Origin of the sequence: Pantoea conspicua (genome assembly GCF_002095315.1) — a bacterium.
GTDB lineage: Bacteria > Pseudomonadota > Gammaproteobacteria > Enterobacterales > Enterobacteriaceae > Pantoea > Pantoea conspicua.
On the sequence record NZ_MLFN01000003.1, the window covers coordinates 128,319 to 142,380 of the forward strand.

At 58.2% G+C, this 14,062-nt stretch carries 14 protein-coding genes, 1 pseudogene and 1 riboswitch; of the genes and pseudogenes, 3 read left to right on the plus strand and 12 right to left on the minus strand.

Annotated elements, in window-relative coordinates:
• Positions 1–40 precede the first annotated feature (40 nt).
• Both HA41_RS02330 and HA41_RS02335 read right to left on the minus strand, forming a co-directional pair.
• A pseudogene (locus HA41_RS02330) lies at positions 41–747 on the minus strand (Bax inhibitor-1/YccA family protein).
• A gap of 94 nt (positions 748–841) precedes the next feature.
• Entirely contained in the window at positions 842–1,936 is a 1,095-nt protein-coding gene (locus HA41_RS02335) for a DUF1615 domain-containing protein (protein ID WP_094119412.1), read from the minus strand.
• Between the two features lie 123 nt (positions 1,937–2,059).
• Between HA41_RS02335 and HA41_RS02340 the strand changes: the two genes are divergently transcribed.
• Complete coding sequence (locus HA41_RS02340; protein WP_094119413.1) at positions 2,060–2,845, plus strand: OBAP family protein; 786 nt, start codon at positions 2,060–2,062, stop codon at positions 2,843–2,845.
• Here the strand turns inward: HA41_RS02340 and moaE are convergent.
• The 5 genes from moaE to moaA form a co-directional block, all read right to left on the minus strand.
• Positions 2,842–3,294, minus strand: coding sequence for a molybdopterin synthase catalytic subunit MoaE (gene moaE / locus HA41_RS02345; RefSeq protein WP_094119414.1), 453 nt, complete (start codon positions 3,292–3,294; stop codon positions 2,842–2,844). The two genes, HA41_RS02340 and moaE, sit on opposite strands and share 4 nt — an antisense overlap.
• 1 nt (position 3,295) lies before the next feature.
• Positions 3,296–3,541 (minus strand): molybdopterin synthase sulfur carrier subunit, encoded by a 246-nt coding sequence (moaD, locus tag HA41_RS02350; protein WP_094119415.1) that lies wholly within the window; start codon positions 3,539–3,541, stop codon positions 3,296–3,298.
• Positions 3,534–4,019: a cyclic pyranopterin monophosphate synthase MoaC gene (gene moaC / locus HA41_RS02355; RefSeq protein ID WP_094119416.1), complete on the minus strand. Its 486-nt coding sequence runs from the start codon at positions 4,017–4,019 to the stop codon at positions 3,534–3,536. Before moaC ends, moaD begins: the two co-directional genes overlap by 8 nt.
• Positions 4,020–4,021: 2 nt before the next feature.
• Complete coding sequence (gene moaB / locus HA41_RS02360) at positions 4,022–4,537, minus strand: molybdenum cofactor biosynthesis protein B (RefSeq protein WP_094119417.1); 516 nt, start codon at positions 4,535–4,537, stop codon at positions 4,022–4,024.
• A gap of 14 nt (positions 4,538–4,551) precedes the next feature.
• A complete protein-coding gene (gene moaA, locus HA41_RS02365) occupies positions 4,552–5,538 on the minus strand; it encodes a GTP 3',8-cyclase MoaA (protein WP_094119418.1) in 987 nt (328 codons plus the stop codon).
• Positions 5,528–5,661: riboswitch (molybdenum cofactor riboswitch) on the minus strand. Its footprint overlaps the gene before it by 11 nt.
• Before the next feature lie 204 nt (positions 5,662–5,865).
• On the opposite strand from moaA, the gene HA41_RS02370 reads away from it, so the two are divergent.
• Positions 5,866–6,771: a gluconeogenesis factor YvcK family protein gene (locus HA41_RS02370; protein WP_094119419.1), complete on the plus strand. Its 906-nt coding sequence runs from the start codon at positions 5,866–5,868 to the stop codon at positions 6,769–6,771.
• A 1-nt stretch (position 6,772) separates the two neighbouring features.
• On the opposite strand, the gene uvrB is transcribed toward HA41_RS02370, so the two are convergent.
• The gene (uvrB, locus tag HA41_RS02375; protein ID WP_094119420.1) at positions 6,773–8,794 is read right to left on the minus strand and encodes an excinuclease ABC subunit UvrB; all 2,022 of its coding nucleotides are present in this window, start codon (positions 8,792–8,794) and stop codon (positions 6,773–6,775) included.
• Between the two features lie 894 nt (positions 8,795–9,688).
• Between uvrB and HA41_RS02385 the strand changes: the two genes are divergently transcribed.
• Complete coding sequence (locus HA41_RS02385) at positions 9,689–10,411, plus strand: ABC transporter ATP-binding protein (RefSeq protein ID WP_094119421.1); 723 nt, start codon at positions 9,689–9,691, stop codon at positions 10,409–10,411.
• A gap of 1 nt (position 10,412) precedes the next feature.
• Here HA41_RS02385 and bioD read toward each other — a convergent pair whose 3' ends face one another.
• Genes bioD through bioB form a run of 4 tightly spaced genes read right to left on the minus strand, consistent with a single transcriptional unit; the run spans position 10,413 to position 14,002 of the window.
• Complete coding sequence (bioD, locus tag HA41_RS02390; RefSeq protein ID WP_094119422.1) at positions 10,413–11,084, minus strand: dethiobiotin synthase; 672 nt, start codon at positions 11,082–11,084, stop codon at positions 10,413–10,415.
• Positions 11,081–11,836, minus strand: a complete 756-nt coding sequence (gene bioC / locus HA41_RS02395; protein WP_094119423.1) for a malonyl-ACP O-methyltransferase BioC — start codon at positions 11,834–11,836, stop codon at positions 11,081–11,083. The genes bioD and bioC overlap by 4 nt, the downstream gene beginning before the upstream one ends.
• The gene (gene bioF / locus HA41_RS02400) at positions 11,820–12,971 is read right to left on the minus strand and encodes an 8-amino-7-oxononanoate synthase (protein WP_094119424.1); all 1,152 of its coding nucleotides are present in this window, start codon (positions 12,969–12,971) and stop codon (positions 11,820–11,822) included. Before bioF ends, bioC begins: the two co-directional genes overlap by 17 nt.
• Entirely contained in the window at positions 12,971–14,002 is a 1,032-nt protein-coding gene (gene bioB, locus HA41_RS02405; RefSeq protein ID WP_094119425.1) for a biotin synthase BioB, read from the minus strand. Before bioB ends, bioF begins: the two co-directional genes overlap by 1 nt.
• Between the last annotated feature and the right edge of the window lie 60 nt (positions 14,003–14,062).

Consider the following 14,062-nt stretch of genomic DNA (forward strand, 5'->3'; position numbering starts at 1 on the left):
ACGCGCAACCTGAGCGCCTCTCCCTTTCTGTGACGTGACCTTAGCGGCGGTTGCCGAAAATCCGCAGCAGCATCAGGAACAGGTTGATGAAGTCGAGATAGAGCGTTAAAGCCCCATAATCGAGTAACGACGCAGGTTCTCTGTGTCGCGCGCATCAATCTGCTCGCCAATATTTTTCAGCTTCTGAGTGTCATAGGCGGTCAGACCAACAAACACCACCACACCGATATAGGTAATCGCCCACATCAGCGCCGGGCTTTTCAGCCAGAAATTGACCAGCGAGGCCAGCACGATGCCAATCAGCGCCATGAACAGCAGGCTGCCAAAGCGGCTGAGGTCGCGTTTAGTGGTGTAGCCATAGAAGCTCATCGCACCAAACATTCCGGCGGTGACGAAGAAAGTGCTGGCGATGGACGAATAGGTGTAGACCAGAAAAATACTCGCCATGGTGACACCGGTCAGCGCCGAATAGAGCATAAACAGCCCGGTGGCAACGGCGCCGCTCAGGCGATGCACCATGCCGGAGAGGAAAAAGACCAGTGCCAGCTGCGCGATAATCAGCCCAAAGAAAGTGATGCGATTTGCAAACACCAGCTCCATCACCGCGGGCGTCCGCGCGGCAAACCAGGAGACAAACGCTGTCAGTAACAGACCGCAGGTCATCCAGCCATACACCTGGGCCATATAGGCTTGCAGCCCACGTGACGCAGGTTGAACAATTGAATCGTTTTGTGGATATCGGTCCATGATGCACCTCTTGTTGAACGGATTTGGACGTGCTCCGCGGACGGAGCCTGACTAAGTGTGGCACAGCCCGACTGAACTGCGCCACAACATCCCCTTAACGACGCGACAGACACTGCTGATAGCGGCTATCGACCCGCTGCGCGAACCACGCGGTGGTCAGATTGCGGGTGATTTTCGGGCTTTCCAGCTTAATGCCTGGCAACATTTCACGCGGCAGCCGACGGCCAGCCATCTTATCGGCCAGGGTAAACACCTGGCGCCACAGCGTGCTGTCGCTGAAATCCGCCTCCTCCCCTTTCTCCAGGTCGCGGCGGATCTCGCTGTCACTCATATCAATCTGCTTCGCCAGCGTCCGCACCGCCAGCTCGGTGGTGCCCGCCTTTTCGCTGCCGTAAAGAATCAGATCGCCATCCAGCGCCAGCTTCATCCCGGTCGCCCGTGATACCGCCGCCTGGAACGCGGCATTGCGGCTGGCATACCAGCCAGCGTTGAAGTCGGCGAAACGGTAAAGCGGCTTGCTGTAATCGGCCGGATAGCCCAGCAGATGCATTGTCCCAAAGTAGATACCGCCGTGACGGGTAAAGACTTCGCGCCGGATTGAGCCATCAATCGGCCACGGATAGCCTTTGGCATGCGCTTCAGCAAAGGCGATGCTGACCTGCATCGGCCCGCCGGTGTGAATCGGATTAAGATTGCCAAACAGCGTCTGCCCCATCGGCACCATATCGATCAGGTCATCAAAAATGGCGCTCAGCTCTTTCTCACTGCGCACCTTATCAAGACGGGCAGCGTAACTCTCGCCGTTCGGCGATTTAATCAGTAGCGCGGTGCGGACCACAAAGGCCGGCACATGCACCTTCGCCGCTCGGCGATTGATCTCGCCCCAGGCAATTTTCGGCAGGCCCGGAACGGTCGCTTCGGCGCTGAAATTGGTCTCCTGATCCGCCACCGCAATCATCGCACACAGATTACTGACGTTTGGATCGAGCTGCTGGGTGCGAAAAGTGGTGTAGATGTCGTCGGTCCAGTCCGCTTTGTTGCTGACGTGGGCAGGCAACAGCCGCTGGATTTGCGCTTTGACATCGGCGGGCTGCCGGACCGGCGCTTCGGGAGTTTTCTTGCTGCTACAGCCTGCCAGCACCAGCGCGGCGACCAGCGTCAGACGTTGCAGAATTGGGGTGGATGACATGCCTGTCCTCAGAATCAATCAAACCCCTACTCTACCATTACCGTCGTTTTACCGGCAGGGCTGATTTCCTGAACCTGTTTACCTGTACTAAGGTTACCTCTTTTACCGTTAAAGGAATTTACGATGTTAAAACTCTGGCCTGTCGCGGCGTTCAGCCTGCTGTTAGCGGGATGTGGTGCCAATAATTCTCCGGCTCAGGTGCAGTCGCCTGGCGCACCCACCTCCTCATCACTCAAACTGCTGGAAACCGGCGCGGACGTGATGCAGTCCCGTCCACCGATCGACGCCATCAATACCTACCTCGACGGCTTCCATTTTTACAACGGCGATCAGAACGGTCAGATGGAGGCGCACCATTATGTGACGGTGCTGAATGAGGATGTGATGCAGGCGGTAATTTATGACGGCAACACTCGCGATGCACGTCTGATGGGCGTGGAGTACATCATCAGCGAGCGATTGTATAAAACTCTGCCACCGGAAGAGAAGAAACTGTGGCACAGCCACCAGTATGAAGTGAAATCGGGCACGCTGATTGCGCCCGGCTTACCGGAGGCCGCCGATCACGCGCTGATGAAGCGCATCGTCAACACCTACGGAAAAACCTGGCACACCTGGCATACCGATCGTGACAAAACCCTGCCGATCGGCATTCCGGCGTTGATGATGGGCTTTACCGCGGACGGGCAGATGGACTCGCGTCTGCTGGCCGATCGCGATCGGCGTTTCGATGTCGACAGCAAGAAAATCCGCGCCCAGCGGGCAGATATCGTGGCGCATCCGGCCGAACCGGGGGCCAATGCCTGGCAACAGGGTGAAGTGATTCAGTTGCAACGCACCCATGGCGGCGGTGAACACAGCCACGGCCAGACCCACTTTGGCCCGGCCGAACAGCTGAAGCAGCCTTAATCCCAGCGCTGCGCCGCCTGGTGATCGCTGTCGCGGGCATCCACCCAGCGATCGCCGTCGGCGGTTGCTTCCCGTTTCCAGAACGGCGCACGGGTTTTCAGATAATCCATAATGAATTCCGCAGCAGAGAAGGCGCTGCCGCGGTGCGCGCTGGTAACGCCCACCAGCACAATTTCATCACCGGGAAACAGTTCCCCGGTGCGGTGGATCACCGTGACGCGCTGCAGTGGCCAGCGCTGGCGGGCTGCCTCCACAATCTCCTGCAGCGCTTTTTCGGTCATGCCGGGATAGTGTTCCAGTGTTAAAGCCGCGACGTCGTCGCCGAGATTGTGGTTACGCACTTTGCCGGTAAAGGTCACTACCGCGCCATCTTCGTCACAGGCAGCCAGCCAGCGATACGCTTCTGCCATATCAAAGGGTGCCGGGCCGACGCGAATCCGGGTTTCCATCTTAACCTCCGGTTACAGGCGGGAAAAAGGCGACTTCATCCCCGTCGCTCAGCGCATGACTCATCGGTACCAGCGTCTGGTTCACCGCCGCCAGCAGCTTGCCGGATTCAAGCGCCAACGCCCAGCGATCGCCCTGCTGCGCCAGTGCAGCGCGCAGCGCGGCCACATCCGGGTAGGTGGCGGCCATCTCCAGCGATGCGGTACCGATCAGCTCGCGCACCTGAGCAAAAAACAGCACCTTAATCACTGGACACCGCCTGAAAATCCCCGCTTTTGCCGCCGCTTTTGCTGATTAAGCGCAGCTGGTCAATAACCATATCTTTCTGTACCGCTTTGCACATGTCGTAGATGGTCAGGGCCGCCACCGAGGCAGCCGTCAGCGCTTCCATCTCAACGCCGGTTTTGCCGGTCAGGCGGCAGAGCGAGGTGATGCGTACCCGATTATGTTCGGGTTCGGCCACCAGATTGACCTCTACTTTGCTCAGCATCAGCGGATGGCAGAGCGGGATCAGTTCCCAGGTACGTTTGGCGGCCTGAATGCCGGCGATGCGCGCCGTGGCGAACACATCGCCTTTGTGGTGGCTGCCGTTGATAATCATCTGCAGCGTGTCAGAGTGCATCAGCACCAGCGCTTCCGCCCGGGCTTCACGGACGGTTTCCGCTTTGGCGGAGACATCCACCATATGCGCTTCGCCCGCGGCGTTAATGTGTGTGAGTTGCGACATACTTACCGTTTTTTCAGATGTGAGACAAAATTGCAGGGACGGGTGCGCGCATCCAGCTGGTCAGCAATAATCCGCTCCCAGGCGCTGCGGCAGGCACTGGTCGAGCCTGGCACCGCAAAAATTAAGGTCTGATTTGCCATTCCGGCTATGGCGCGCGACTGCAGCGTCGAGCCGCCGATTTCTTCATAGGAGATCATCCGGAACAGCTCGCCAAATCCGTCAATCTCGCGGTCGAACAGCGGCAGTAGCGCTTCCGGCGTGCTGTTTTTCAGGTTGAAGCCGGTGCCGCCATTAATGATCACCACCTGCACGTCGTCACTGGCGATCCAGCGCGATACGGTGGCGCGAATGCGGTAAAGATTATCCGGCACGATGGCATGATCGACCACCTCGTGACCCGCCTCAAGGGCGGCGTTGCGCAGATAGTCGCCCGAGGTATCCTCGCTGGCGTCGCGGCGATCTGACACCGTCATCACCGCAATCTGCACCGCCTGAAATTCGCTGGCTGCTTTGCCCATAACGCCTCCTGAAATTAACCGCCAATGTAAGAGAGATTCTGCGTGATGCCGGTGTTGCCCTGATGGAGAAAATGGGTCTGCTTTTTCTGCCCAAGGCTGCTGGCGATGCGTGCCTGCAGTTCCGCCTGCTGATCGTCAGAGGCCAGCAGATCACGCAGCGGCACACCCCCGTCGCCAAACAGGCAGAGGTGCAGGTTACCCTGCGCCGAAACCCGCAGCCGGTTGCAGCTGGCACAAAAATCTTTGGCGTACGGCATAATCAGGCCAATCTCACCGACATAATCGGGATGGTAAAAGACCTGGGCCGGGCCGTCGCTGCGGCCGCTTTGACGCCGCTGCCAGCCCTGGGCAATCAGTTGATCACGGATCACCATGCCGGAAACGTGCTGATCGCGGAACAGCGTACCGCCATCACCGGTTTCCATCAGTTCAATGAAGCGCAGCTGAATCGGGCGGGTACGGATCCAGTCGAGGAAGGTTGCCAGGTTGCGGCTATTGAGATCGCGCATCAGCACGCTGTTGACTTTGACCTGGTGAAAACCGGCGTCAAAGGCGGCGTCGATGCCCGCCATCACCTGATGGAATTTATCCTGGCCGGTGATAGCGTGAAACTGACGGGCATCGAGGCTATCGACGCTGACGTTGAGCGCGGTTAAGCCCGCCTCACGCCACTGCTTCACGTCACGCGCCAGCCGGTAACCGTTGGTGGTGACGGCGATATGGCGAATCGATTGGTTTTCACGCACCGCGGCGATGATGTCGGTAAAGTCGCGACGCAGTGACGGTTCGCCGCCGGTCAGCCGCACTTTTTCCGTGCCGGCAGCGGCGAAAGCCCGCGTGACGCGACGGATTTCATCCAGAGAGAGAAAGCTTTTGTTGCGAATGCCGTGCGGCTTGTAGCCATCAGGCAGACAGTAGGTACAGCGGAAGTTACACACATCCGTGACCGACAGGCGCAGGTAATAGAACTTACGCGCGTATGCATCAGTAAATTGTGACACCAGAACACCTTTCCAGATTGGGAGATGCAGTCATTTCTTCCTGCACCCTGGTAGCTCAATGGCTACGGCCTGACTCCCCTATCCGCAGACGTAGGCAATCAGGCTGGAGTGTACGCTGACCCGTTGATCAGCGCGGTTAACAGGATGGTAGCGTGAATTTCGCTACTCTTCCATTCGCTGTTTTCGTTATATATTCTGATACATATCGAATTTTCACCGCATTTTCGCCACAGGATACGGTAAAATGCGTTTCAGATTTTGACGCAAGTCATCCGCGCGGGTTTAGCGTTTAGAGCGACGCCACGCGACAGGCTATTAAGGAGAAGTATGAATCGCACACTGGCCGATCTTGATCGCGTGGTGGCACTCGGCGGCGGACACGGTTTAGGCCGCGTGATGTCAGCGCTGTCGCCGCTCGGCTCGCGTCTCACCGGCATCGTTACCACCACCGACAATGGGGGGTCAACCGGCCGCATTCGCCGCTCAGAAGGCGGCATCGCCTGGGGCGATATGCGTAACTGCCTTAACCAGCTGATCGCCGAACCGAGCGTGGCTTCAGCGATGTTTGAATATCGCTTTGCCGGTAACGGGGAACTGGCCGGACATAATCTGGGCAATCTGATGCTGAAAGCGCTGGATCACCTGAGCGTACGCCCGCTGGAAGCGATCAATATCATTCGTAATCTGCTGAAGGTCGATGCGTTTTTGATTCCGATGTCGGAGCAACCGGTGGATCTGGTGGCGCTCGACGTGGAAGGCAACATGGTTTACGGCGAAACGGCGATTGATGAAATGAAGCAACCGCCGCAGGAGATGATGCTGCATCCCAACGTCCAGCCGACCCGGGAAGCGCTGGATGCGATTGGCGAAGCGGATTTAATCCAGATCGGGCCAGGCAGTTTTTACACCAGCCTGATGCCGATTCTGCTGATGGAAGAGATGGCGCAGGCGCTGCGTCGCACCCCCGCTACTATGGTATTTATCGGCAATCTGGGACGTGAACTCAGCCCGGCGGCGGCCAGCCTGACGGTGGCCGACAAGCTGGCGATGATGGAGCGCTATATTGGCAAACGGGTGATCGACGCGATTGTGGTCAGCCCTTCCGCCGATATCAGCCAGGTCGATAACCGGCTGATTGTCCGCGAGCCACTGGAGGCCGCCGATATCAAATATCGTCACGACCGCCAGCTGCTGCGGGTTGCGCTGGAGCACGCCATTCAGGGTTTTAACTGAGTTACGAGGTGGCGATAAACAGCGTGCGCAGTTCATGCAGCTGATCGCGCACGCTGGCGGCCTGTTCGAACTCCAGGTTCTGCGCATGTTGCTGCATCTGCCCTTCCAGCTCGTGGATCTTTTTCTGCAGGGCCTGCGGCGACAGCGCCAGATAATCCGCTTCCGCCTCGGCGGCACCGCGTCGTGCCGGTTTCGCTTTGCCCCGGGTTTTCACCACGTTGTTGCCCAGTTCCAGAATATCGGTGATCTTTTTATTCAGACCCTGCGGCACAATGCCGTTCTCTTCGTTGTACTGCTGCTGTTTCTCGCGACGCCGTTCGGTCTCTTCAATCGCCCGCGCCATTGACGGGGTAATTTTATCGCCATAAAGAATGGCTTTGCCGTTGATATTACGCGCCGCACGACCAATGGTCTGAATCAGTGAGCGCTCGGAACGCAGGAAGCCCTCTTTATCCGCATCCAGAATCGCCACCAGCGACACTTCCGGCATATCCAGACCCTCACGCAGTAAGTTAATACCCACCAGCACATCAAACTCACCCAGGCGTAAATCACGGATAATCTCCATCCGTTCCACGGTGTCGATGTCAGAGTGCAGGTAACGCACCTTCTCGCCGTGCTCTTCCAGGTATTCGGTCAGATCTTCCGCCATTCGCTTGGTCAGCACTGTCACCAGCACGCGTTCGTTGATTGCCACCCGCTGACGGATTTCCGACAGCAGATCGTCGACCTGGGTCGCCACCGGACGCACTTCGAGGATCGGGTCGAGCAGACCGGTAGGACGCACCACCTGGTCGATCACTTCGCTGCCCGATTTCTCCAGCTCATATTTGCCCGGCGTGGCCGACACATAGATAGTCTGCGGGGCCAGCGCCTCAAACTCTTCAAACTTCATCGGACGGTTATCCAGCGCCGACGGCAGGCGGAAACCGTACTCCACCAGCGTCTCTTTACGCGCCCGGTCGCCTTTATACATGCCGCCGATTTGCGGAATGGTAACGTGCGATTCGTCGACCACCAGCAGGCCGTCGGCCGGCAGGTAGTCAAACAACGTCGGCGGGGCTTCGCCGGGCCCGCGTCCGGAGAGATAGCGTGAATAGTTTTCGATGCCTGAGCAGTAGCCCAGCTCGCTCATCATCTCCAGATCGAACTGGGTACGCTGGGTAATACGCTGCTCTTCCAGCAGTTTATTATTTTCCAGCAGCACTTTGCGGCGATCCGCCAGCTCCACTTTGATATCTTCCATCGCCTGAATAATGCGCTCACGCGGCGTCACGTAGTGCGTTTTCGGGTAGATAGTAAAGCGCGGCACCACCGAATCAATCTGGCCGGTCAGCGGGTCAAACAGCGACAGGCGCTCTACCTCTTCATCGAACAGCTCGACGCGCAGGGCGATATCGTCTGACTCCGCCGGGAAGATATCAATCACCTCACCGCGCACCCGGAAAGTGCCGCGCTGAAACGCCTGATCGTTACGGGTATATTGCAGCTCCGACAGGCGACGCAGGATGCTGCGCTGATCGATGATCATGCCGCGAGTTAAGTGCAGCATCATTTTCAGGTAGAGGTCGGGATCACCCAGACCGTAGATCGCAGAGACTGAGGCGACCACGATCACATCGCGCCGCTCCAGCAACGCTTTGGTCGCCGACAGACGCATCTGTTCAATGTGTTCGTTAACCGAGGCATCCTTTTCAATAAAGGTGTCAGAACTGGGCACATAGGCTTCCGGCTGATAGTAGTCGTAGTAGGAGACGAAAAACTCGACCGCGTTATCCGGGAAAAACTCCTTCATTTCACCGTACAGCTGAGCCGCCAGCGTCTTGTTCGGCGCCAGAACCATGGTTGGACGGTTGAGATCGGCAATCACGTTGGCCACGGTGAAGGTTTTCCCCGAGCCGGTTACGCCTAATAACGTCTGGTGGGCCAGTCCATCTTCCAGACCCTCTTCCAGACGACGAATCGCCTCGGGCTGATCGCCGGAAGGTTTGAAAGCGGAATTTAATTTAAAGGCTTTACTCATGAATGCAGTTCCTGCTGAAGAAGTCGGCGGGCAGGCACCTATTTTACTCTGCTATGGTGATTTTGCCAGAAAATAATACTGGATATAAAAACAGTGCTCAGGCAATGTAAACCCCATCGTCGGGGTAGTTTTTCGCCGACGCCTGCCGCTTGCTTTATCGGCCAGTTTGTTGCGCAAGGTTATCCCCAGGCGGAGATCGGATTTAACATTTGTCAATAGACCGTCATAAAATTACAGTTCGATGAACTGACAGATAATTTGCAGGCTTGTTTTTTAATAAGTAATTGATTTAATTATGCTATGTCGAAAAGCCCAGATTCTCGACATTATGTAACCAGGCCGCGTATTTCCTCGCTTTCAACCTGTTTTCATTATCTAATGCACAAGGTTATCCACAGGAATGGTGGATAAGTGATGGCAGCCCCGCCGCCATCGGCTGTGTATAATTTTTCCCTGCCGTCTGGGTTCACCGAAAATAATTTTTTTTCCGCTAAATTTCTCCACTGCCGCTGACAAATTGTTCTGCTTTTTTTAACTGACTCAGACAATCTGCTGCTAATTTACTCCTTCAGCCCGCCATTCTTAATCAGAATCGTTGCCTCATCTTTGCACGGCTGCACCAGAAATGCCGCCTGCTGGCACTGTGAAAGTGCAGCCCGGTTATCACTTGCAGAAATTGATAAGCGTTTCTCATCTATATCGGATGCTCAACCGCGCTGGCGGCTGAAAAACCCCCCGCTGTCGAATCTGGCCTGGTAATTGCAAGTTTCAATCGCGTCAACGCGCACCGCGCGCACTGTGCTGCAGTGGTGAGATGACCATTGCTGATAACTTGTTTGCCAGACGACACAGAGCGGAAGCATTCAGGCTAATGATCGGAAAGGAGAGTGTCAGATGCTGAGTTTACGTTCGGTAAATCAATTTTACGGTCAAAATCATATCCTGTGGGATGTGGATCTCGATCTGTCGCCTGGCACCTGCACCGGCGTTCTCGGCCGGCCAGGCATGGGGAAAACCACCCTGGTCAACTGCATTATGGGGCGGTTGCCGATCAACAGCGGATCGATCTCGTGGAAAGAAGATGGCTCACCGCCTGCCGACCTGCTGCTGCAGCCGGCTGAACAGCGGGCGCAGATGGGGATTGGCTATGTGCCACAGGGACGTCATATCTTTACCCAGATGAGCGTGGAAGATAATTTGCTGATCGCCCTGCTGGCCGGTGCGAGTCAGGCCGACCGCCATCGTGCTATTCCCGAAATGGTGTTTGACCTGTTTCCGGCGCTCTATTCATTACGCCAGCAGCGCAGCGGCGATCTGCCGATCGATCAGCAGCAGCAGCTGGCCCTGGCGCGTGCGCTGGTGCTGCAGCCAAAACTGCTGATTCTTGATGAGCCCACCGACGGCATGTCACCCTGGCTGGAAGAGGAGATGGGTAACCTGATTCGCCGACTGAACCTCGACTATGGCCTGACGATTCTGCTGCTGGAGCAGCGGCTGTCGTTGATCCGTCGCGTGGCAGACTATTTTCTGCTGTTGCATCGCGGGCGTAATGTGGCGCAGGGCAAAATGGCGCAGCTGGATGACCACACCGTCAACAAATGGCTGACGGTGGCCTGATTTACTCTGGCAGCGTCAGATAGTGACCGCAGTTGTCCTGTTGCGCCGCATCGGTCAGCCAGGGAAGGGTGCCGAGACAGGGTGCAGGCAGGCGTTGCGTCAGGCTGGTGAGATACTCCTGATAACGTCGACCGGGCGGAACCACGGTGTTGGCAATCCAGCCCGCCAGTCGCAGTCCGCGTGCGCGCACCGCCTCCGCGGTCAGCATAGCGTGATTGATGCAGCCCAGTTTGACACCGACCACTAAAATCACCGGCAACTGCTCGCTGCTGACCCAGTCAGCATAGGTGTGCGTTGCGGATAACGGGGTGTACCAGCCGCCCGCCCCTTCGACCAGAACCCAGTCTGCCAGCGGTTCCAGCGCCGCCAGGCCTGCCGACAGCGCCAGATGGGTGATCGGCCTGCCCTCTTCGGCACTGACGATGTGCGGCGATGTCGGTTCATAGAACGCCAGCGGATTAACCTGCTGATAGTCTAACGGCACGCTGCTGTAACGCTGCAACGCCAGCGCATCACTGTTACGCAGCCCCTCAGGCGTCATTTCGCAGCCCGAGGCGACCGGCTTGTAACCCGCGCAGCGATAACCTGCCGCGCGAGCGGCCTGTAACAGGGCGCCGCTGGCGACCGTTTTACCGACTTCGGTGTCGGTGCCGGTGATAAACCAGCGCTTCATGATGAACTTACTCCATAAATTAAATGATAACTGAGACGGAAACCGTGCCGATCGCGCGGCCAGTGCGCCTCTAACTGTGCCAGCCGCTGTCGGGTTAACAGCGGGCCGTCACGCCCCTGATGCAGATGGGTCGCTCCAATCCCTTTCAGCGAGCGCATGGCGCTGAGCGCATCCGGGAAATGCAGAGTCATCACCGCCGACTCGCAGTTCAGCCGGTGGGCAGCGCAGGCTGCCGCGATCTGTTGCTCAGTGAGAAAGCGGTTGGCGTGCGGATGGTGATCAAGATGCGACCAGGCGTAATGGACTTCCTGCAACGATCCGGCGCTCAGGGTTGAAAAGAGTAGCGTGCCGTCGGGACGCAGCACCCGCCTGAACTGGCCCAGCGCCTGCGACAGATCGTCGCTCCACTGCACCGCCAGATTACTCCACACCAGGTCAAAACTGGCCTCCGCCAGCGGTAAGGCATCGATATCCCCGGCCAGATAGTGCTGCGCGGCGTCATTGGCGCGCGCCTGTTGCAGCATCTGCGGCGAAAGATCCAGCGCGGTGACCTGCTTGCCATACTCATGCCATCGCTTGCTGTACCAGCCGGTACCGCAGCCGGCATCCAGTAGCTGCGGTCCGCTGTGCGCTGGTGCCCGTGCCAGCAGCGCATCGCCGCTCAGCCGTTGCAGCGCGGCATGGGCATCGTAGTGTTCGGCCGCCCGGCCAAAGGCGCGCGCCACCGCGCGCTTATCAACCTGCAGCGTCATGCAGCGCCTCCAGCAGAATATCGATGTCGTCCGGCTGATGCGCCGCCGTCAGGGTAATACGCAGCCGGGCAGTGCCTGGCGGCACGGTGGGCGGCCGGATAGGGCTGACCCAGCAGCCCGCTTCCGCCAGACGAGCGGAGAGTGCCATCGCTTCCGCGTTGTCGCCGACGATTAACGGCTGAATCGCACTGACGGAATCCATCAGCTGCCACGGCAGCGAGGCTGCACCACGCCGGAAGCGCTGGATATTTTCCTGCAACCGCTGACGCAGCGCATCGCCCTGTTGAACCTGACCGAGTGACGCCTGCAACGCCGCCGCCTGGGCGGCGGGCATGGCGGTCGAATAGATCAGATGGCGGCTGAACTGCACAAAATAGTCGGCGGTTTGTGCATCGCACAGCAGTGCCGCCCCGCTGACGCCAAAGGCTTTACCGAAGGTGACCACCAGCAGCTCGGGTTTTATTCCCTGCTGCCAGCAGCTGCCGCGCCCCTGCTCGCCTGTCACGCCAATCCCGTGCGCATCGTCCACCAGCAGCCAGCCCTGCGCGTCCCGTGTCTGTGCCGCTATCGCCGCCAGCGGCGCACTGTCGCCATCCATGCTGAAAATCCCTTCGGTCACCACCAGCGTCTCACCGCTGCAGGGCGAGGCCAGCCGTGCCGCCAGACTCGCCGGGCTATTGTGCGTAAAACGGCGCAGCTGCGCCGGGCTGTGGCTGGCGGCATCCAGCAGCGAAGCGTGAGTGAGCTTGTCGGCCAGGATGCGATCGTTTTCCTCCCCCAGCAGATGGATCACCGCCTGATTCGCCGCAAAGCCGGAGATAAACAGCAGCGCGCGGTCATAGCCGAGCCAGTCAGCCAGCTGTGCTTCCAGCGCCGCATGTTGCCGGTGATAGCCGGTGACGTGGCCTGACGCACCGGCACCGGCTCCCGCCTGTTCTGCGCCGCGCTGCCAGCCGGCAATCAGCGCCGGATGCTGGGTTAAACCGAGATAATCGTTGCTGGAAAAATGGCGATAGAGCCGTCCTCCGCTGTGCAGCGTGCGGGTGGTCTGGTGATCGATCACCGGGCGTTGCCGCCAGCCATCTGCGGCGCGTCGCCGATCCAGCGCCTGCGCCAGTCGTTGCTGCCAGCTCATTACAGTGCCGCGTTATAGAACTGTTCAGTGTCGGCATGGAATAGCTGCTCGCTGAGTTGCTGCTCCTGCTGCTGATCGCCGTGCTGGATCTGGGTATGCTCCGGGTTCAGCCCCAGTTTGCGGAACAGTATCCGATCTTTATCCTCTTCCGGGTTCGGTGTGGTCAGCAGTTTACAGCCGTAGAAAATCGAGTTTGCTCCGGCCATAAAGCACATCGCCTGGGTCTGCTCACTCATCTGCTCACGGCCCGCCGACAGCCGGACGTGCGAGGTTGGCATCATGATGCGCGCCACTGCGATGGTGCGGATAAAATCAAACGGCTCAACATCATCGTTGTCGGCCAGCGGCGTTCCCCTGACCTTCACCAGCATATTGATCGGCACGCTTTCCGGCGGGGTCGGCAGGTTGGCTAACTGCACCAGCAGCCCGGCGCGATCGTTGACCGTTTCTCCCAGCCCGACGATGCCGCCTGAGCAGACTTTGATCCCGGCGTCACGCACTTTGCCCAGCGTATCCAGCCGTTCCTGATAGCTGCGGGTAGTGATGATGCTGCCGTAAAATTCCGGCGAGGTATCGAGGTTGTGGTTATAAAAATCCAGGCCGGCGCCCGCCAGCCGCTGCGCCTGCTGATCGCTGAGCGTACCCAGCGTCATACAGGTTTCCATTCCCATCGCCTTCACGCCTTCCACCATTTTTTCCAGGTAAGGCATATCGCGCTCGTGCGGGTTTTTCCAGGCGGCGCCCATGCAGAAACGGGTTGAACCGGCGGCTTTGGCCTGTCGTGCTGAGGTCAATACTTCCTCCACTTCCATCAGGCGTTCCGACTCCAGGCCGGTCTTGTAGCGCGCGCTCTGCGGGCAATATTTACAGTCTTCCGGGCAGGCTCCGGTTTTGATCGACAACAGGGTGCTGACCTGCACCTGGCGCGGATCGAAGTGCTGACGGTGCACCCGCTGCGCTTCAAACATCAGTTCAAGAAAAGGTTGATCAAACAGGGCCTGGGCCTGTGCAACTGTCCAGCGTTGTGCCATTACGTGCTCCAAAAAAGGGTGTCATCCCGACGATTAACGTGGTTATACTTGTAAACTATA